This window comes from Streptomyces sp. NPDC008092, assembly GCF_042957285.1.
Lineage (GTDB): Bacteria > Actinomycetota > Actinomycetes > Streptomycetales > Streptomycetaceae > Streptomyces.
In genome coordinates this window covers 173985-192616 of record NZ_JBIBHY010000007.1, presented here as the reverse complement: position 1 = coordinate 192616, position 18632 = coordinate 173985, and the positions used below count along the sequence as shown (strand labels likewise).

Annotated in this window: 14 protein-coding genes and 2 pseudogenes; 13 read left to right on the top strand and 3 right to left on the bottom strand. The window is 74.4% G+C overall.

The window, feature by feature from the left end; genetic code table 11:
* Positions 1-18 precede the first annotated feature (18 nt).
* The 6 genes from ACFZB3_RS23880 (at position 19) to mug (ending at position 5765) form a co-directional block, all read left to right on the top strand.
* Positions 19-1356: a CNNM domain-containing protein gene (locus tag ACFZB3_RS23880; RefSeq protein WP_391378205.1), complete on the top strand. Its 1338-nt coding sequence runs from the start codon at positions 19-21 to the stop codon at positions 1354-1356.
* Positions 1353-2366: a CNNM domain-containing protein gene (locus tag ACFZB3_RS23875; protein WP_391378203.1), complete on the top strand. Its 1014-nt coding sequence runs from the start codon at positions 1353-1355 to the stop codon at positions 2364-2366. Before ACFZB3_RS23880 ends, ACFZB3_RS23875 begins: the two co-directional genes overlap by 4 nt.
* A 170-nt stretch (positions 2367-2536) precedes the next feature.
* On the top strand, positions 2537-3319 hold the full coding sequence (locus ACFZB3_RS23870; protein ID WP_391378201.1) for an SGNH/GDSL hydrolase family protein: 783 nt from the start codon (positions 2537-2539) through the stop codon (positions 3317-3319).
* 10 nt (positions 3320-3329) lie between these two features.
* Positions 3330-3674 carry a DUF4326 domain-containing protein gene (locus ACFZB3_RS23865; RefSeq protein ID WP_391378199.1) on the top strand — a complete coding sequence of 115 codons (345 nt, stop codon included), beginning with the start codon at positions 3330-3332 and terminating at the stop codon, positions 3672-3674.
* Between the two features lie 73 nt (positions 3675-3747).
* Complete coding sequence (gene purB, locus ACFZB3_RS23860; protein ID WP_391378197.1) at positions 3748-5193, top strand: adenylosuccinate lyase; 1446 nt, start codon at positions 3748-3750, stop codon at positions 5191-5193.
* 83 nt (positions 5194-5276) lie between these two features.
* Positions 5277-5765 (top strand): G/U mismatch-specific DNA glycosylase, encoded by a 489-nt coding sequence (gene mug / locus ACFZB3_RS23855; RefSeq protein ID WP_391378195.1) that lies wholly within the window; start codon positions 5277-5279, stop codon positions 5763-5765.
* 4 nt (positions 5766-5769) lie between these two features.
* On the opposite strand, the gene ACFZB3_RS23850 is transcribed toward mug, so the two are convergent.
* Positions 5770-6210, bottom strand: a complete 441-nt coding sequence (locus ACFZB3_RS23850) for a hypothetical protein (protein WP_391378193.1) — start codon at positions 6208-6210, stop codon at positions 5770-5772.
* 17 nt (positions 6211-6227) lie between these two features.
* On the opposite strand from ACFZB3_RS23850, the pseudogene ACFZB3_RS23845 reads away from it, so the two are divergent.
* Together ACFZB3_RS23845 and ACFZB3_RS23840 are read left to right on the top strand one after the other, a co-directional pair.
* A pseudogene (locus ACFZB3_RS23845) lies at positions 6228-6515 on the top strand (response regulator transcription factor); the annotation flags it as partial.
* A 101-nt stretch (positions 6516-6616) separates the two neighbouring features.
* Positions 6617-7774 (top strand): ROK family protein, encoded by a 1158-nt coding sequence (locus ACFZB3_RS23840; protein ID WP_391378190.1) that lies wholly within the window; start codon positions 6617-6619, stop codon positions 7772-7774.
* A 69-nt stretch (positions 7775-7843) separates the two neighbouring features.
* Here the strand turns inward: ACFZB3_RS23840 and ACFZB3_RS23835 are convergent, their stop codons facing one another.
* Complete coding sequence (locus tag ACFZB3_RS23835; RefSeq protein ID WP_391378188.1) at positions 7844-8605, bottom strand: GntR family transcriptional regulator; 762 nt, start codon at positions 8603-8605, stop codon at positions 7844-7846.
* Positions 8606-9161: 556 nt separating this feature from the next.
* Here ACFZB3_RS23835 and ACFZB3_RS23830 point away from each other — a divergent pair.
* Entirely contained in the window at positions 9162-9992 is an 831-nt protein-coding gene (locus tag ACFZB3_RS23830; RefSeq protein WP_391378186.1) for an alpha/beta fold hydrolase, read from the top strand.
* Positions 9993-10307: 315 nt separating this feature from the next.
* Here ACFZB3_RS23830 and ACFZB3_RS23825 read toward each other — a convergent pair.
* Positions 10308-11144, bottom strand: a pseudogene (locus ACFZB3_RS23825) (EamA family transporter); the annotation flags it as partial.
* 47 nt (positions 11145-11191) lie between these two features.
* Here ACFZB3_RS23825 and ACFZB3_RS23820 point away from each other — a divergent pair.
* The 4 genes from ACFZB3_RS23820 to ACFZB3_RS23805 all read left to right on the top strand — a co-directional run bounded on the left by ACFZB3_RS23820 (position 11192) and on the right by ACFZB3_RS23805 (position 18625).
* Positions 11192-12622 (top strand): aminotransferase class I/II-fold pyridoxal phosphate-dependent enzyme, encoded by a 1431-nt coding sequence (locus tag ACFZB3_RS23820; protein ID WP_391378184.1) that lies wholly within the window; start codon positions 11192-11194, stop codon positions 12620-12622.
* Positions 12623-12759: 137 nt separating this feature from the next.
* Positions 12760-14340: an alkaline phosphatase D family protein gene (locus ACFZB3_RS23815; RefSeq protein ID WP_391378182.1), complete on the top strand. Its 1581-nt coding sequence runs from the start codon at positions 12760-12762 to the stop codon at positions 14338-14340.
* Positions 14341-14492: 152 nt separating this feature from the next.
* Entirely contained in the window at positions 14493-15938 is a 1446-nt protein-coding gene (locus ACFZB3_RS23810) for an SWIM zinc finger family protein (RefSeq protein WP_391378179.1), read from the top strand.
* Positions 15935-18625 (top strand): DUF6493 family protein, encoded by a 2691-nt coding sequence (locus tag ACFZB3_RS23805; RefSeq protein WP_391378177.1) that lies wholly within the window; start codon positions 15935-15937, stop codon positions 18623-18625. The genes ACFZB3_RS23810 and ACFZB3_RS23805 overlap by 4 nt, the downstream gene beginning before the upstream one ends.
* The last annotated feature ends 7 nt before the right edge of the window (positions 18626-18632 follow it).

The window sequence follows — 18632 nt, the reverse complement described above, 5'->3', positions numbered from 1 at the left end:
TGGGACGGAGGTGACCCGATGACCGAAGTGCTCCTCCTGCTGGTGGCGATCCTGCTGTCGCTCGCCTGCGGTGCCTTCGTCGCGGCCGAGTTCTCGCTGACCACGGTCGAGCGCGGCGAGCTGGAACGTGCCGTGGAGCGCGGCGAGCGCGGGGCGGCCGGCGCCCTCAAGGCCGTACGGAACCTGACGTTCCAGCTCTCCGGGGCACAGCTCGGCATCACGGTCACCAACCTGGTCGTCGGCATGCTCGCCGAGCCCTCGGTCGCCAAGCTGCTGGCCGGCCCGCTGGAGGCGGTGGGCATCGGGGCGTCGGTGGCGAGTTCGCTCGCGCTGGTGATCGGCACCGCGCTGTCCACGGTGTTCCTGATGGTCGTCGGCGAGCTGGTGCCCAAGAACTGGGCGATCTCCGCGCCGCTGGCCGTGGCCAAGCGGGTGGGCAACGCCCAGCGCTGGTTCAGCGCGGCCTTCCGGCCGTTCATCACGCATCTGAACAACACCGCGAACCGGCTGGTACGACGGTTGGGCATCGAGCCCGCCGAGGAGCTGGCCTCCGCCCGTGGCCCCCAGGAGCTGGCCGCGCTGGCCCGGCACTCCGCCAAGCAGGGCGCGCTGGAGGCGGACACCGCCGAGCTGTTCGTGCGCACGCTCAACCTGGCCGATCTCACGGCCGAGAACGTGATGACCCCGCGCGTCCAGGTCGTCGCCCTGGAGGTCAGGGCGACCTGCGAGGACGTGGCGAACGCGACCCGGGCGACCGGCCTGTCCCGCTTCCCGGTCTACGAGGACAACCTGGACTCGGTCGTCGGCACCGCCCACATCAAGGACATCGTCGCCATGCCGGCCGAGGAGCGGTCCAGGGTCCGGGTCGCCCAGGTGATGCGCGAGCCCCTGCTGGTCCCCGAGTCCCTCACCGTCGACCGCCTCCTGGACCGCCTCGGCGGCCGGCGCACCATGGCCGTCGTGATCGACGAGTACGGCGGTACGGCCGGGGTCGCCACCCTGGAGGACATCGTCGAGGAGGTCGTCGGCGAGGTCCGCGACGAGCACGACCCGCACGAGACGCCCGACCTCGCCCCCGCCGGTGCCGACGCGGCCGGCCGGACGCTCTACTCGGCGGACGGCGCGGCCCGCATGGACCAGCTCGCGCGCGTGGGCCTCAGGGCGCCCGAGGGGCCGTACGAGACGCTGGCCGGGCTGGTCGCGGCCGAGCTGGGCCGGATACCCGAGACCGGGGACGCCGTCGAGGTCGCGGGGTGGCGGCTGGACGTGGTGGACGCGGCGGGGCGGCGGGCGGCCCGGGTGCTGCTGCACGCGCCGCCCGCCGCCGGGACGACGGAGCAGGAGGGGCAGCGGTGACCGCCGTACAGCTGCTGATCGGTTTCGCGACGCTGGTCGTGAACGCCTTCTTCGTCGGTGCCGAGTTCGCGCTGATCTCCGTGCGCCGCTCCCAGATCGAGCCGCACGCGGAGGCCGGCGACCGGCGGGCCAGGAGCGTGCTGTGGGGGCTGGAGCACGTCTCCGCGCTGCTGGCCGCCGCCCAGCTCGGCATCACGCTGTGCACGCTGGTGCTGGGCGTGGTCGCGGAGCCCGCGATCGCGCACCTCCTGGAGCCGGTGTTCCACGCGGCCGGCGTGCCCACGGGCGCGGGCCATGCCGTGTCCTTCGTGATCGCGCTGTCGCTGGCGACGTATCTGCACATGCTGCTGGGCGAGATGGTGCCCAAGAACGTGGCGCTGGCCGAGCCGGTGCGCAGCGCCCTGCTCCTCGGTCCTCCCCTGGTCGCCCTGTCCCGGGCGCTGCGCCCGGTGATCTTCACGATCAACGCCTTCGCGAACGGCCTGCTCAGACTGGTCCGGGTGGAGACCAGGGACGAGGTCTCGGCGACCTTCACGGACACCCAGCTCGCCCAGATCGTCAGGGACGCCAGTGAGGCGGGCCTGATCGACGACCGGGCGCAGGAGCGGCTGCACGACGCCCTGGAGCTGGGCCGCCGGCCGGTGCGGGACGTGGTGGTACCGCTGGAACGCGTCATCTACGCGCGCGTGGGCGTCACCCCGGAGGAACTGGAGCGGCTGTCGGCGGAGTCCGGCTTCTCCCGGTTCCCGGTGGTGGACGAGGGGCGGCGGATCGTCGGCTACCTGCACGTCAAGGACGCGCTGGACGCCTCGCCCCGGGACGAGCCGTTCCGGCTGCGGGACATGCGGCCGATCGCCCGGGTACGGGAGGACACACCGCTGGACGACGTGCTCACCGCGATGCGCGGCAGCCGCACCCATCTGGCGGGCGTGCTCGGCGACGACGGGCGGCTGGGGGGGCTGGTGACGATGGAGGACGTGCTGCGGGAGCTGTTCGGGCAGCACGCCTAGGCCGCGTCGGAGGAGGAGGCGCCGGAGGAGGCGGCGCCGGAGGAGGCGGCGCCGGAGGAGGCGGCGCCGGAGGAGGAGGCGCCGGAGGAGGAGGCGCCGGAGGAGGAGTCCCGCACCGGAGGGAGTGACCGACCGGCGGGTATGCGCCCCGGGATACCATCTCTGTCGCCATGCAGAAGAACCCGGTGCTTCCCGCACACTCCAGCCTGGTCGCGATAGGCGACTCCTTCACCGAGGGCATGTCGGACCTGCGGCCCGACGGCTCCTACCGAGGCTGGGCGGACGTCCTCGCCGCCCGGATGGCCGCCCGCACCCCCGGCTTCCGTTACGCCAACCTCGCGGTGCGCGGCAAGCTGATCGGGCAGATCGTCGAGGAGCAGGTGGACGTGGCGGTCGCGATGCGGCCCGACGTGATCACGCTGGTCGGCGGTCTGAACGACACGCTGCGCCCCAAGTGCGACATGGTCCGGGTCCGGGACCTGCTCACCGAGGCGGTGGAACGGCTGGCGCCGGCCTGCGGGCAGCTGGTGCTGATGCGCAGCCCCGGCCGCCAGGGCCCGGTCCTGGAGCGGTTCCGGCCGCGCATGGAGGAGCTGTTCGACGTCGTCGACGAACTGGCCGAACGGCACGGCGCCCTCGTCGTCGACCTGTACGGCGCGCCCTCGCTGGCCGACCCCCGGATGTGGGACGTGGACCGGCTGCACCTGACGGCCGAGGGGCACCGCAGGGTCGCCGAGGCGGTCTGGCAGACCCTCGGCTACGACCCCGAGGACGCCGAGTGGCGCACCCCGATCCCGGCCACGGTGCCGCCCGGCTGGGTCGCGCGCCGCGTCGAGGACGCCCGCTTCACCCGGCAGCACCTGCTGCCGTGGATAGGCCGCCGCCTCACCGGCCGCTCCTCCGGCGACGGCCGCGAGCCGAAGCGCCCGGAGCTGCTGCCCTACGAGGCGTAGGGGCACTGCCGTGCCCACCCGGGTGATCAATGTCAGGGGCCGCATCCACGAGTTCGGCCCCCGGCTGGAGCACGCCCCCGCGGACGTCGTCTACGTGGGCCGCCGCTGGACGATGGGCGGCTGGGACCTGCCCCGCCATCCTCTGTACAACCCCTTCGCCTACGACACCCCGAAGAAGAAGCGGGACGGCACCCGCGCCGAGGTGATGGCGATGTACCGGGCGTACCTGCTGGAACGGCCCGAGCTGCTGGAGCTGGTGGCGGAACTGCGCGGAAGGACGCTGGCCTGCTGGTGCGCGCCCGAACTCTGCCACGCGGACGTGCTGGCGGAACTCGCCGGCGTTCCGGAGCAGTGACGCGGCTCTCGTACGTTCGCACGAGCGGGCCCGCGACGCTGGCCTGCAGGAATCGCCAGTAGAATCCGTACACGTGACTTCAGCCGCGCCCGCCAAGCCCCGTATTCCGAACGTCCTCGCCGGACGCTACGCCTCCGCCGAGCTCGCCACGCTCTGGTCGCCCGAGCAGAAGGTGAAGCTGGAGCGGCAGCTCTGGCTCGCCGTGCTGCGGGCCCAGAAGGACCTCGGGATCGAGGTGCCGGACGCGGCGATCGCCGACTACGAGCGGGTCCTCGACACCGTGGACCTGGCCTCCATCGCCGAGCGCGAGAAGGTCACCCGGCACGACGTGAAGGCGCGGATCGAGGAGTTCAACGCTCTCGCCGGCCACGAGCACGTGCACAAGGGGATGACCTCCCGGGACCTGACGGAGAACGTCGAGCAGCTCCAGATCCGCCTCTCGCTGGAACTGGTGCGGGACCGTACGACGGCCGTCCTGGCCCGCCTGGGCAAGCTGGCCGGCGAGTACGCCGAGCTGGTCATGGCCGGCCGCTCGCACAACGTGGCCGCGCAGGCCACCACCCTCGGCAAGCGCTTCGCGACCGCCGCCGACGAGCTGCTCGTGGCCTACGGCCGCGTCGAGGAGCTCCTGGCCCGCTACCCGCTGCGCGGCATCAAGGGCCCGGTGGGCACCGCGCAGGACATGCTGGACCTGCTGGGCGGGGACGCGGCGAAGCTGGCCGAGCTGGAGGACCGGATCGCACGGCACCTCGGCTTCTCGCAGGCGTTCACCTCGGTCGGCCAGGTGTACCCGCGCTCGCTGGACTACGAGGTCGTGACCGCGCTCGTGCAGCTCGCCGCCGCCCCTTCCTCCCTCGCCAAGACGATCCGCCTGATGGCCGGGCACGAGCTGGTCACCGAGGGCTTCAAGCCGGGCCAGGTCGGCTCCTCGGCGATGCCGCACAAGATGAACACGCGGTCCTGCGAGCGCGTCAACGGCCTCATGGTGATCCTGCGCGGCTACGCCTCGATGACCGGCGAGCTGGCCGGCGACCAGTGGAACGAGGGCGACGTGTCCTGCTCGGTGGTGCGCCGGGTGGCCCTGCCGGACGCCTTCTTCGCGCTCGACGGCCTCCTGGAGACCTTCCTGACGGTCCTCGACGAGTTCGGCGCCTTCCCCGCCGTCATCGCCCGGGAGCTGGACCGCTACCTCCCGTTCCTGGCCACCACCAAGGTGCTGATGGGCGCGGTGCGCGCGGGTGTGGGCCGTGAGGTCGCCCATGAGGCGATCAAGGAGAACGCCGTCGCCACCGCGCTCGCGATGCGTGAGCAGGGCGCCGAGCGCAACGACCTGCTCGACAAGCTCGCCGCCGACGAGCGGCTGCCGCTGGACCGCGAGCAGCTGGCGGCGCTGATGGCGGACAAGCTGTCCTTCACGGGCGCGGCCGCGGCCCAGGTCGGTGTCGTCGTCGGCCGGATCGAGGAGATCGTCAAGCAGCACCCCGAGGCCGCCGGCTACACCCCCGGAGCGATCCTCTGACCGGCCGTTCCCCTCGCTCCCCTCGTTCCCCGCGCTTCACGGCGGCGGAGCTGGAGGCCGCCCGCGACCGTCTCGTCCCGGACGTGCTCGCGGACGGCCTCGACGTCCTGTTCTGCGGGATCAACCCCGGCCTGATGACGGCGGCCACCGGGCACCACTTCGCCCATCCCGGCAACCGTTTCTGGCCGGTCCTACACCTGTCCGGCTTCACCCCGAGGCTGCTGAAGCCCGCCGAGCAGGGCGAGTTGCTGTCGTACGGGCTCGGCATCACGAACGTGGTGGCGCGGGCGACCGCGCGGGCCGACGAGCTGACGGCCGAGGAGTACGCGCAGGGTGGGCGGCTGCTGACGGCGAAGGTCGAGCGGGCGCGGCCGAGGTGGCTGGCGGTGGTGGGCGTCACGGCCTACCGGGCCGCCTTCGACGACCGCAGGGCCCAAGTGGGGCCGCAGGAGCGGACGATCGGCGACACGCGGGTGTGGGTGCTGCCGAACCCCAGCGGGCTCAACGCGCACTGGACAGCGGCGACGATGGCCGAGGAGTTCGGGCGGCTGCGGGTGGCGGCGGCGGAATAGCCGGTCACGGCGGGTCCACGGTGGTGACGAAGACCAGCAGCTGGAGGGGCAGCTCCTTGTCCCACTGGGAGACGCCGAGGCCGACCCGGCGGCCGGTGCCGGTCTCCCACAGGCGCACGTCCGGCAGGTGGTCGCAGAGGTGCGCCCACGGTTCGTCGACCTCCTCGCCGTCCATGGCGCGCTCCAGAGCGCCGTGCAGGCTGACCTCCCGAGCGGGTCCCCAGCGCTCGCCGAGCCGTTCCCCCAGCGCGTCCCGGTCGGCCTCGAACCGCGCCTCGGTCTCCGCCCGCTCGCTTCCGTCGTCCTCGTAGAAGTCGCCGCTGGTCTCCAGCACGGCTGTCAAGTACCCCGGTCCGCCCGTGCCGACTTCCGTGCGGCCGTGTTCCGTGGGGAACTCCCCGGCGCACAACTCGTCGATCAGGGCGAGGCACTTCGCGATGTCCATGTGATCCGGTAAAGCGGGAGCCACTGACGAGGCCGGGCACCGCACGGAGGGTGAGGCCCGCCGGACGGTACGGCCGGAGCGACGGGCGGGGCGCGCCGGACCGGGCGCGGCTGACCGGGCGGGAGGCCACGGTGCCGCGGCTCATGACACGGGGGCTGGCAGACGCCGACAGCGCCGGGCGGCTGGTCGTCGGCACGGAGACCGTGAAGTCCCATGTGGGCGCCGTGCTGGCCAAGCTCGGGGTGCGGGACCGTACCCAGGCGGTGATCGCGGCGTACGAGTCGGGGTTCGTCGGGCCCCGCTGATCGCGGATCTCCGGCAGATCGGGGGCGTCCGGCACTCGCCGGGGCCGTCGGCGTCGAAGTACGATCCGGCCAACGTGCTGGGCTAGCTGGGAGGACAGACGTTGGCGGGGTTGACCGGCGGTGATCCCTCTCTGCTGCGAAGGATCAATTCCGCAGTGGTGCTGCATGCGTTGCGGGCCACCGACTGTGCGACGCTCACCGAGATCACCCGGGTGACCGGGCTGTCCCGGCCGACCGTCGAGGGGGTCGTCGAGGGGCTCATCGAGGCCGGGCTGGTCGTGGAGACGGCGGCCGAGGAGGGTGCCACCCGGCGGCAGGGGCGGCCGGCGCGGCGGTTCCGGTTCCGGGCCGAGGCCGGGCATCTGCTGGGTCTGGAGATCGGCCCGCACCGCGTCGCCGCGCTCCTGGCCGACCTGGACGGCCGGGTGCTGGGGGCGCAGGCCAAGGAGGTCGACGAGACGGCCGACGCCGACGAGCGGCTGGAGCGGCTGCGCACCGCCGTCGCCGAGCTGCTGCGCCGGGCCGGGGTGGCGCGCAGTTCGCTGCGCGCCGTCGGGGTCGGCACCCCCGGCATCGTCGAGGCGGACGGCCGGGTGCGGCTGGGCACCGCGCTGCCCGAGTGGACGGGACTGCAGCTCGGCGAGCGGCTGAGCCGGTCCTTCAAGTGCCCGGTCCTGGTGGAGAACGACGCCAACGCGGCGGCCGTCGCCGAGCACTGGAAGGGCGCCGCCACCGAGTCCGACGACGTGGTGATGGTGATGGCCGGGCTGAGTCCGGGCGCCGGGTCGCTGATCGGCGGGCGGCTGCACCGGGGGTACGGCGGGGCGGCCGGGGAGATCGGCGCGCTGCATCTGCTGGGCCGGGAGGTGACCCCGGAGACGCTGCTGTCCACCACCGACGAGCCGCTGCACCCGCTGGACGAGCAGGCGGTCGCCGAGGTGTTCGCGCTGGCCCGCAAGGGGGACGCGCGGGCGCGGGCGGCCGTCGACCGGTTCATACAGCGGCTGGTCCACGACGTGGCCGCGCTGGTGCTGGCGCTGGACCCGGAGCTGGTGGTGATCGGCGGCTGGGCGGCCGGGCTGGACGGCGTCCTGGAGCCGCTGCGCCGGGAACTCGCCCGTTACTGTCTGCGGCCGCCCCGGGTGGCTCTCTCCCTGCTCGGTGAGGCGGCGGTGGCGACGGGCGCGCTGCGGCTCGCCCTCGACCATGTGGAGGAACAGCTGTTCGCGGTGGACGGGACGGTCACCGCGCGCCGCTGAGCGCGGGTGCCGGGAAACGCGTCGCGCCCCGGCGGGAACCGGGGCGCGGCCGGGTGTCCGGCGCGGTGGCTAGGAGGCCTGCCGCTCGGGGCCGTGGTGGATCTCCACGCCGCCGGTGTCGCCGAAGGTCAGCCGGCAGGTGTCCGCGCGGTAGGTGGCGACGGAGAGCGCGGCGGTGCGGCCGGCGGCGAGGAACCGGGTGGTGACGACCAGCACCGGGGCTCCGGGGAGACGGTCGAGTTCCTTGGCGTCGTCCGCGCGGGCCGAGCCGAGTTCCACGGCGCGGTCCTGGCCCTCCAGGTCCAGGCGCTGCAGCTCACGCAGCACCGCACGCGCGCGGGGCGCTCCGGACGGCGCGTCGATCGCCGTCAGCTCCGGGACCGAGGCCGCCGGGATGTAGAGCAGCTCGGCGGCGACGGGCTGGCCGTGCGAGACACGGGAGCGGCGCACGATGTGCACGGGCTCCTCCGCGCCGGTCTCCAGGACGGTCGCGACGGCGGCCGGCGGTACCGCGAGGGTGCAGTCGGCGGGCTGCCAGGCGTCGCCGGCGGCGCCGGGCCAGGCGTGCTGGTCGGTGCCGACCGCCACTCCCATGCGCGGGGGCGCGACCGTCGTACCGACACCGCGGCGGCGCTGCAGCCGGCCCTCCAGTTCGAGCTGTTCGAGGGCCTGGCGGAGGGTGGCGCGGGCCACGCCGAAGCGAGCGGCGAGGTCGCGCTCGTTGGGCAGGATCTCGCCGACCGAGAACTCCGAGTCCAGTGCCTCACTGAGCACGGTCTTGAGATGCCAGTACTTCGGTTCCGGCACCGATTCCAGCTGCGTGGTCCCCACCCTGTCCTCCGCAATCGCCGTGGTCCGGCGGCGTTTTAGCGCCCTTGTTTATTAAAGGTTGTTTTACTTATCTGCGACCATAGGGCGGCGCAGACCCTTGGTCAAGACCAATCCTCGATCCCTTGGCCAACGCATAGAAAGCGGTGCCACAGAGCATTCACGAGGCGTTCGCGCGGGTGCGTTTTCGTGACATGGCGGCAAAGCTCCCGTCGCACGGCGGGAAGCGCCCGGAGCAGCGCGAACAGCGGTCGGCGCCGCGGGCGTCGCCCCCTCGGGCCCGACACGTTCCCGCATGTCAGGACGGAATCGCGGCGCGCCGCGCACCCTCGGCCCAGAATGGCCCGGGTACCGCCGGCGAGCGGCGGCCGGGCGCGGAAGTGGCCGGTGCGGTGCCTCCAGGAGGCGGGCCGGCATCCCGATGTGGCTCCGACGCCATCCGCGGTGCGTTGACGGGGCGGGCCGGCGTACGACACACCCCACCGGGGACTACCCGCGAGTAGCAATTGCTGACAAGCTGTCTACGGCGTTCGCCGAAGTCGCCAGACGAGGAGCCCCCATGTCCGCCACCGTCTCCTTCAAAGCCCCGGCCGCGCACGGCCGGCAGGATGTGACCGTCTCGTACGCGCGCGTGGGCCGCGGCGAACCGCTGGTCCTCATCCACGGCATAGGGCATCACCGGCAGGCCTGGGACCCCGTGGTGGACATCCTCGCGACGGAGCGGGACGTGATCGCCGTGGACCTGCCCGGCTTCGGCGCCTCCCCGGCCCTTCCCGACGGCCTCGCCTACGATCTGCCGACCACCAACGCCCTGCTCGGCGCCCTGTTCGAGGCCCTGGAGCTGGACCGGCCGCACGTGGCGGGCAACTCGCTCGGCGGGCTGCTGGCGCTGGAGCTGGGCCGCGAGAAGCTCGTACGGTCCGTCACCGCCCTCTCCCCCGCCGGGTTCTGGTCGCAGGCCGAGCGGCGCTACGCCTTCGGTGTGCTCATCGCCATGCGGCGGATCGCGGAGCGGCTGCCGCTCCCGCTGATCGAGCGGCTGTCCCGGTCGGCCGCCGGGCGGGCCGCCCTGACGAGCACCATCTACGCCCGCCCGTCACGCCGTTCACCCGAGGCCGTGGTCGCCGAGACGCTGGCCCTCGCCCGTGCCAGCGGATTCGCCGAGACCCTGCGGGCGGGTTCCGCCGTCCAGTTCACCGACGACGTCCCCGGCATCCCGGTCACCGTGGGCTGGGGCACCCGGGACATGCTGCTGGTGCGCCGCCAGGGGGTGCGGGCCAAGCAGATCATCCCCAAGGCCCGGCTGGTCAGGCTGCCCGGCTGCGGACACTGCCCGATGAACGACGACCCGGCGCTGGTCGCCCGCGTCATCCTCGACGGCAGCCGCTGACGCGCGGCCGGGCACCGGCGCCGTCTCCGCAGCGGCCGGCCCACGCCGGCCGGCCGACGGCGCGGTGCGGTACGGGGCCGGGAGCGGGACCGGAACCGGGACCGGGGCGACCGGTGTCCGGCGGCCGCCGAGGCGAGTCAGCGCCCTGCCCACCCGCAACCGGCCACCGGCGCGGTCGGCCGGGGCGTGACCGGACGGGGCGTGACCGGCCGCCGGCCGGAAACCGGCGCCGAAGGGCCTTCCGCGGCGCCGCGCGGTGGTCGGCGTCGACCGGTGACCGGGCCGTGGCAGCGCGCCGGAGCCCAGCGCGACCCCGGCACCCACCAGGACACCGCCGACGGCCTGCGCGGCTCCGTAGGAGCCCGTTCCGACGAGCGGGGCGGTGCACACGGCGGCGAGCGGGACGAGGCCGGTGAAGAGCGTCGCGCGCTCCGTGCCGATCCGCTGCACGCCCATGTACCAGCACACGAAACCGACGACCGTCACCACGGCCGCCTGCCACACCAGCGCGGCCGTCTCCGTGGCGTCGGGACGGCGCAGCCACGCCCCGCCGTCGAGCACGGCCCCGGTCAGCGCCGCCTCGGCCGCCGCGAGGGCGCACACGGTGGCGGTCAGCAGCCGCGGCCCGAGCGCCCGCAACACCGGTCCGGCCAGCACGGCGAACCCGACCTCACCGGCCAGGGCGCACACCGAGAAGGCGAGACCGCCGCCGTCCGTCCGCCCCCAGCCCTGGACCGCGAAGGCACCGGCCGCGACCAGCAACGCCCCGTGGAGGACGAGGCGTTGGGGCCGACGGCCGGCAAGGAGCGGGACCAGGACCGCGACCACCACCGGGGCGCAGCCGACGAGGACGCCCGGGACCGCCGGTTCCGCGGTGCGCTCGGCGGCGAGGATCGCCAGGTTGAAGCCGACCATCCCGACGGCGGCGAGCAAGGCCAGCCGCAGCCACGCGGGTGCCCCCAGCCCGCGCAGCCGCCCGGCCGCGCCCCGCCCGACGAACGGCACGAGCAGCAGGCAGGCAAGTCCGTAGCGGAGGAACTGGCCGCCCGCGTAGGGGTAGTGGCCCAGCACACTGTTGGCGGTGAAGGAGGCGCCGACGAGGACGTAGGCGAGCGCGGCCGGCAGGGCGCCGCGTGCGGTGGTCGCGTTCATGGGGACGACGCTAGGAACCCCGGCGGCCCGGATTAAGGTCCACTTCCATGACGTCATCGGGGACCAGTCCGGGCGCCCTGCCGGGCTCCGCCGCGTGGGAGCTGCTGCTGCCGGCCGCGTCCGCACCGGCACGCGCGCGTGGCCGTTCCCTCCAGGCGGGGATGCGGGAGGCGATCCGCGCGGGGCGGCTCGCGCCCGGCACCCGGCTGCCGTCCAGCCGCGAGCTGGCCAGGGATCTCGGGGTGTCCCGGGGACTGGTCACGGAGGCGTACGAGCAGCTGACGGCGGAGGGCTACCTGCGCAGCGACCGCGGGGCGGGCACCTGGGTGGGGGGCGCCGTGCGGGCGGCGGCGCCCCGCACGCTTGATCTCGCGCCGCGCCCGCAGGGTGTCCGGGTGGACTTCCTGCCGGGGTCACCGGATCTCTCGCTGTTCCCGCGTGCCGCCTGGGGTGCCGCACAGCGCGAGGTGCTGGCGGAGCTGCCGCACCGCGACCTCGGCTATCCGGACCCGCGCGGACTGCCCCGGCTGCGCTCGGCCCTCGCCGAACTGCTCGCCCGGCGCCGGGGGGTGGTCGCCGACCCGGAGCGGATCGTGGTCGTCTCCGGGGTGGCACAGGCGGCGGCGCTGCTCGGCTCCGTGCTGCACGCGCGCGGGATGCGCGAGATCGGCGTGGAGGACCCCGGCAGCCCCCAGCACGACGGCCTGTACGCGGCGGCCGGGCTGCGCGCCGTACCGCTGCCCCTGGACGACGAGGGCCTGGCGCCGGGCCCGCTGCACGCGTCGGGCGTCCGCGCGGCGGTGACGACGCCCGCCCACCAGTACCCGACCGGTATCGCCTGCTCCGCCGGGCGCCGCACCCGGCTTCTCGAGTGGGCCCGGTCGGTGGACGGGCTGCTGCTGGAGGACGACTACGACGGCGACTTCCGCTACGACCGGGCCCCGGTCGGCGCGCTCCAGGGCCTCGATCCGGAGCGGGTGGCCTACATGGGGTCGGTCAGCAAGTCCCTCGCCCCCGGACTGCGCCTGGGCTGGCTGCTGGTGCCGGAGTTCCTGGCGGACTCCGTCGTCGACCGGAAGCGGACCATGGACCTGGGGCACCCGTCCCTCGACCAGGCGGTGTTCGCCCGGTTCCTGGAGCGCGGCGACTACGACCGGCAGCTGCGCCGCTGCCAGCGCGCCTACCGGGAGCGGCGGGACGTCCTGGTCGCCGCCCTGGCCGAGCACTTCCCGCACGCGCGCGTGTCGGGGATCGCGGCGGGGCTGCACGCCATCGCCGAACTCCCCGAACGGTACGGGCCGGAGAGCCGTTTCGTGCGGCGGGTGACGGCGGCCGGGGTCGCGGTGCGTCCGCTGAGCGCGTGCACGCACGCGCGGGGCGACGAGTCCGCCGTACGGCTGGTGCTGGGGTACGCCCAGCTGCCGGCGGCGCGGATCCGGGAGGGGGTGCGGATGATGGCCGAGGCGCTCGACGGATGACGGCCTCACGACCGGCGGCAGGGAGACAGCGCTTGCCATGCCGGTCAGTTGTTCACCCGCGGTTTCCGTGTGCGCTGCGGCGCCCCAGTAGTTGTGGCTGTGCACAACTGGCCGGATCCCGTTCTGGAGGCCCATCCATGTCCCTTTCGCTCCCTGGCCGCCGCAGTGTGCTGCGCGGCTCGCTCGCCGCGTCGGCGGCCCTGACCCTGCCCACGGCGCTCGGTTCCGCGCCGGCGTTCGCACTGTCCGGGCGTCCCCGCGCGGACTGGGGCGTGCAGGCGGGCGACGTGACCGCCGACTCCAGCCTGGTGTGGGTCCGTTCGGACCGGCCGGCCCGGATGATCGTGGAGACCTCGGCCACCGAGTCGTTCCGCAACCCCCGCCGGTGGCGCGGCCCGCTGCTCGGCGCCGACAGCGACTTCACCGGCACCACGCGGCTGCACGGGCTGCCGTCCGGCGAGCAGATCCACTACCGCGTGCTCCTCGCCGACCCCGACGACCCGCGCCGCACCGGCGAGCCGGTCACCGGCACCTTCCGCACGGCGTCCGCACGCCGCCGCCAGGACGTGAGGTTCGTGTGGTCGGGCGACCTGGCCGGGCAGGGCTGGGGCATCAACGAGTCCATCGGCGGCTACCGCATCTTCGACGCGATGGCGAAGCTCGACCCGGACTTCTTCCTGTGCAGCGGCGACAACATCTACGCCGACGGCGTGATCTCGGCGACCCAGGCACTGCCCGACGGCAGCCTGTACCGCAACGTCACCTCCGAGGCGAAGTCGCATGTCGCGGTCACGCTGGACGACTTCCGCGGCAACTTCCGCTACAACCTGCTGGACGAGGCGCTGCGCCGGTTCAACGCCCAGGTGCCGAACGTCATCCAGTGGGACGACCACGAGGTCCGCAACAACTGGTACCCGGGCGAGGTCATCGGCACCGGCACCGCCTACCCCGCCGGTACGAAGCTGGACGACATGGCGGTGCGGTCCCGGCAGGCGTTCTCCGAGTACTTCCCGATCTCTACGATCAGCGGCCGCCCCGACGGCCGGATCTACCGCGTCCACCACCACGGCCCGCTCCTCGACGTGTTCGTCCTGGACATGCGGACCTACCGCAACGCCAACTCGCCCGACGACCAGACGACGGACCCGCAGGGCATCCTCGGCGCCGAGCAGCTGGAGTGGCTCAAGCGCGAGCTGTCCCGGTCGCGTGCGGTGTGGAAGGTGATCGCCGCGGACATGCCGCTCGGGCTGGTCGTCCCGGACCCGGTCGAGGGCAAGGCGAACTTCGAGGCCGTGGCCCAGGGCGACCCGGGCGCGCCGCTCGGCCGCGAGCTGCAGATCGCGGAGCTGCTGCGGTACATCAAGCACCGGAAGGTCACCGGCACGGTGTGGCTGACGGCCGACGTCCACCACACCTCGGCCCAGCACTACGACCCGTCGCGGGCCGCGTTCAAGGACTTCGCGCCGTTCTGGGAGTTCGTCTCCGGCCCGCTGAACGCCGGCGCCTTCCCGGCCAACGCGCTGGACGGCACCTTCGGGCCCGACCGGGTGTTCGTCAAGGCGCCGACCGCCTCGAACGTGTCACCCGCCGAGGGCTATCAGTTCTTCGGCGAGGTCGACATCGACGGCGACAGCGGCGAGCTGACGGTGCGTCTGCGCGAGTACGACGGCACCGTGCTGTTCACGCAGACCCTGCAGCCGGGCCGGGTCGGCCAGTAACTCCCGTACGCTCTGCACAGGGCCGCGCACCGGCGTCATCCCCCGGTGCGCGGCCCTGCCGCACTCTCCGAACTCCCCTGCCCGCAGGGCGCCTTCGCGGGTGTTCTCGCAGGTCGGAGCCGATTGTCAGTGGTCGCCTCTACGGTTTTTCCATGACGCGATCTTCACAGGCCGTGGCCTATCGCCAACCCTCCGTGCTGCGCTCCGGCGCCGGCGGCCGCCATCTCGGTCTCGAGACCTCCCGGGGCGCGACACCCACCGGGGTCGAGGACCATCCGCGGTTCTTCGCGGGCTTCCTGACCTCTCCTCAGGTGGCCGCGGCCGGGCTGCTCGCGGTGGCCGACGTGGCGGCGGCGCGGTACTACCAGCCGCAGCTGCGCGCCTCGCTGGACCCGGTGGTGACGGGCAACGGCGACCGGCTGCGCTTCGAGTCCTTCTCCGGCTGCGGCGGGGTGTACGCCCGGCTGGACGTCCTCGGCCCGGGACTGGACGGCGGCGAGGTGGGCGAGGGCACGACGAACGTCGACGTCAACAACCCGCTGCGGGAGGCCCTCTCCCGGCTCGGCTCGGACGATCCGCTGCACCTTCGGGTCGGCCCCGAGGAGCTGGCGGTCACCACGCTGGACGGCCCGGTGGTGGAGAAGAAGGTCCCGCTCCCGGACCGCTGGCTGCGCGGCTTCGCGGAGGCACAGGTCATAGCCGCCGGGTTCGACCTGCGGGCCGAGCTGCCGGCGGACGAGGCGGTGCGGTTCCTGCGCTCGCTCCCCCGCGGCGGCACCGCACGCCGGGGTTCGGCCGGTCCCGGCTGGGTGGTCCCGGTGGGCCGGGGGCTGCGGCCGACGACCCGGCCGGTGCCGGGCGCGGTGTGCCTGCCGGGACCGGAGCGGCTGGGCGCGCTGCAGCGGGTGCTGCGCCATGCGACGGCCCTGCGCGTCTACGGCCCGCAGGGCGCCCTCGCCGCCTCCGGCACGGCCGCCGCCTGGGAGGTCGTGCTCCCGGGCATGCGGCTGACACTGACCCTGTCGCCCGACGCCGCGCGGGGGTTCTCCGGCGAGGGCGGCGTCCTGGACGCCCTCGCCACCGACGAGGCCGCCGAGGACGCGGAGCTGATCGCGGTCCTGCTGGCCTGGGAGCCCCGCGTCGACGTCGCCGACCTCGCCGCCGCCTCCGGGCTCACCGCGGAGCGGGTCCGCGCGGCCCTGGTCCGCCTCGGCACCTCGGGACGCGTCGGCTACGACACGGCGGAGGCCGCCTACTTCCACCGCGAACTGCCCTACGACGCCGGGCGGGTGGAGCGGCACAACCCCCGGCTGCGGTCGGCCCGGGCGCTGGTGGCCGCGGGCGCGGTGGCCCTGGCCGGCGAGCTGTCCACGGTGACGGCCGAGGACGGTCACGTGCACCGGGTGCGGGACGCGGCGGGCGTGCTGAGCTGCAGTTGCCTGTGGTGGGCGAAGTACCGGGGCGGGCGCGGTCCGTGCAAGCACGCGCTCGCGGTGCGGATGGTGCGGCGGGGGGCCGCGGTGGAGCACGGCGGCGAGCGGAACGGCGCGCAGAACGTGGCACAGGACATGACGGAGATCGGCGGGGGTGCACGGTGAACGCGGTACTTGAGGCGGTACGGGCGGGGCGCGCCGGGGAGACGGCCCTCCTGGTGAAGAAGCTGACGGATGCCGAACGACGGGCGCTGCTGCCCGGGTTGCAGGCACTGCGCAAGGAGCTGCGGGCCGCGCCGTGGGAGTCCCGGTCCGAGCGCAGCTATCCGGCGCTCCAGGTGGCCGGGGCGATGTGCCACTCGGGGGCCGCGGCGGCCGCGACCTGGATCGCCGGGGCCGACATGCGCTGGCGGCAGGCACCGGCGGACCTGCTGCTGAAGGTGCTGGCGGACCGGGACACCGGCTGGCAGGCCGACGTGGCACGGCGGCTGGCCGCGCGGCCGGTCTCCGCGGACGTGCCGTTCGTGCTGATGGCGGGGCTGGTACGGCGCTCGGGTTGCGAGGTGCCGGTGACGGACGCCTATGTGGTCGGCTGGGTCCGCCACATCGGCCACAGCTGGGGACGCGTCCCCCTCGTCGAGCGGCTGCGCGCCGAGCCCGACCTCGCGCCGCTGGTGAACGGCCTGTTCGAGCTCTCCGATCTCGGTGAGGTCCGCTGGCTGTTCGGCGACGGGCCGGGTTCCTGGCAGAGCGCCCTCGCGGAGCTGACCGGTGCCGGCGTCCTGGAGCGCAAGGCCGTGGTCGACGCCTGTGTGGCCCGCCTGCTGCGCGGCGGCGGCCCCACCGACCACCGGACCTTCCTGCCGCTGCTGGGCCTGCTCGCCCTCACCCGGGACGAGACGCGCGAGCGCGTCGCCGACTGGACGGCTCTGGCCCGGGACGCCGTCTCCCCGGTCGCCGCCCACGCCCAGTCGGTCCTCGCCGCCCTCGCGCTGGACGGCGACCTCACCCCGCGGCAGCTCGCCGAGGCCTCCGAAGGGCTGCTGTTCCGCGCCGAGAAGAAGCTGGTGCGCGCCCAGCTGGTGCTGCTGGGCAAGGTACTCGCCCACGACACGTCCGCGGCGGCGGAACTGCTGCCGGCCGTGGCCCAGGCGTTCGGGCACGAGGACACCCAGCTGCAGGAGCGCGCGCTGAAGCTGGTGGAGCGGCATGCGAAGCGGCTCGACGGCGCGGACGGGGTCCGGTCCGAGATCGCCGTCGCGGCCGAGGGGTTGAGCCCGGCGCTGCGGGTGCGGGCAGCCGCGGCTCTGGGCATCGTGCCCGCGGCGGCAGCCGAGGCCTACGAGGAGATGCTGCCGCCTGCCCCGGAGCCGTTCCGGCTCCCGGCCGCGCCGGATTCCGCCGTGGAACTCGCCGAGGAGGTCTCGGCCCTGCTGGCGGCGGACGAGGACGCGGACGTGGCCGCGTTCGAGCGGGCGCTGGACGGTCTGGCCCGGCACGCGCACCGCGACCAGGACGCGCTGCGGGAGGCGCTCGAACCGGTGGCGGCCACCCGCTGGTGGTGGGAGCCCGAGGCATACCGCCGGCAGCACTCCGAGGAGCGCTTCGGCCATACCCGGCGCGGCCTCCTCACCGCCGAGGGCGGCCTCGAACTCGTCCTGGCCACGCTGTACGGGGCCGTGAGCACGGCCACCCTCCTCGCCGGACTGGAGCACGGTCCCGCCGACCACGCGTGCGCGCGCCACGGGTTCTCCCGCGTCCTCGACGTCCGGCTGCGTGAACTGGCCCACCGGATACGCACGGACCCGCAGCCGCTGCTGCTGGCCACACCCTCGTGGAGCACCGGGCTCCTGGAGCCGGCCGAACTCGTCGACCGGCTCGGCACCTACCGCCGCCTCGGCGCCCGGGTGGGCGAAGTCGACTTCGCGCAGGCCCTGTTGCGGGTCCGGCGCGAGGACCGTCCGGCAGCCCTGGCCGCCGCCGGACGCGCGAGCGAGCTCGGCACACCGGAGGGCGAGCGACTCGCCCGCCTGCTGTCCGCCGGGGCACCGGCCCTGCCCGGCTTCGACCGCAGGACATCGGGTCCGCGCATCCTGATCGAGTCCGGCGAGGTCCACGAGCTGCGGACGGACTTCCCGGAGGCGTTCCGGCAGCTGGGCCGCGCGTTCACGGTGCCCGACGCGGTCCACTACTGCTACCACTGGGGCCAGGAGAGCCACCGACACTGGCTGGCCACGCTCCCGGAACTGCGCGAACTCGTCGCGGTACGGCTGGTGCAGGACTTCTGCGAGGCCGCCCGGGACGACGGGAGGGGCATGGCCGCCGCCCTTCCGCTGCTCGCCGAGTCCGGCGGCCCGGCCGGTGAGAGCACGCACCTGTGCGTGGCGTACGGGCTGGGTGCCCGGCATCCGGAGGACCGGCTGGCCGCGGTGGACGCGCTGCTGGTGCTCGCCGCGCGCGGGCAGCTCGACGCGGAGCGGCTGGGTGCCGACCTCGGCCAACTGGTCCGGCGCGGTGCGGTGAAGCCGCTGCGGCTGGCCGAATCGGCCCGGACGGCGGCGGCCACGGGGGCCAACGCGACGATCTGGGAGATGCTCCGGCACACCCTGCCCGTACTGCTCGCCGACCTCGCGACCGGCGGGACCGCGGAGGGCTCGGGCGCCTCGGGGGCCTCGGGCGCGGCCCGTGGGCTCGGGGAGCTGCTCGCTGTGGCCGCCGACTGCGCCGAGCGGTCCGGGGCCGGGGGTGAGCTGCCGCATCTCGCCGGCGCGGCGGCCCGGCGCGGCTCGTCGCGGCTGGTGGTCCAGGCCCGGCGGCTGCGGGACGCCCTGGCGATGGCGGAGGCCGCCTGACAGGGGC

Coding starts and splice junctions, on each gene's coding strand:
- ACFZB3_RS23880 (WP_391378205.1), top strand. CDS start 19: ATGACCGAAGTGCTCCTCCTGCTGGTGGCGATCCTGCTGTCGCTCGCC.
- ACFZB3_RS23870 (WP_391378201.1), top strand. CDS start 2,537: ATGCAGAAGAACCCGGTGCTTCCCGCACACTCCAGCCTGGTCGCGATA.
- ACFZB3_RS23850 (WP_391378193.1), bottom strand. CDS start 6,210: ATGGACATCGCGAAGTGCCTCGCCCTGATCGACGAGTTGTGCGCCGGG.
- ACFZB3_RS23830 (WP_391378186.1), top strand. CDS start 9,162: ATGTCCGCCACCGTCTCCTTCAAAGCCCCGGCCGCGCACGGCCGGCAG.
- ACFZB3_RS23820 (WP_391378184.1), top strand. CDS start 11,192: ATGACGTCATCGGGGACCAGTCCGGGCGCCCTGCCGGGCTCCGCCGCG.
- ACFZB3_RS23815 (WP_391378182.1), top strand. CDS start 12,760: ATGTCCCTTTCGCTCCCTGGCCGCCGCAGTGTGCTGCGCGGCTCGCTC.
- ACFZB3_RS23810 (WP_391378179.1), top strand. CDS start 14,493: ATGACGCGATCTTCACAGGCCGTGGCCTATCGCCAACCCTCCGTGCTG.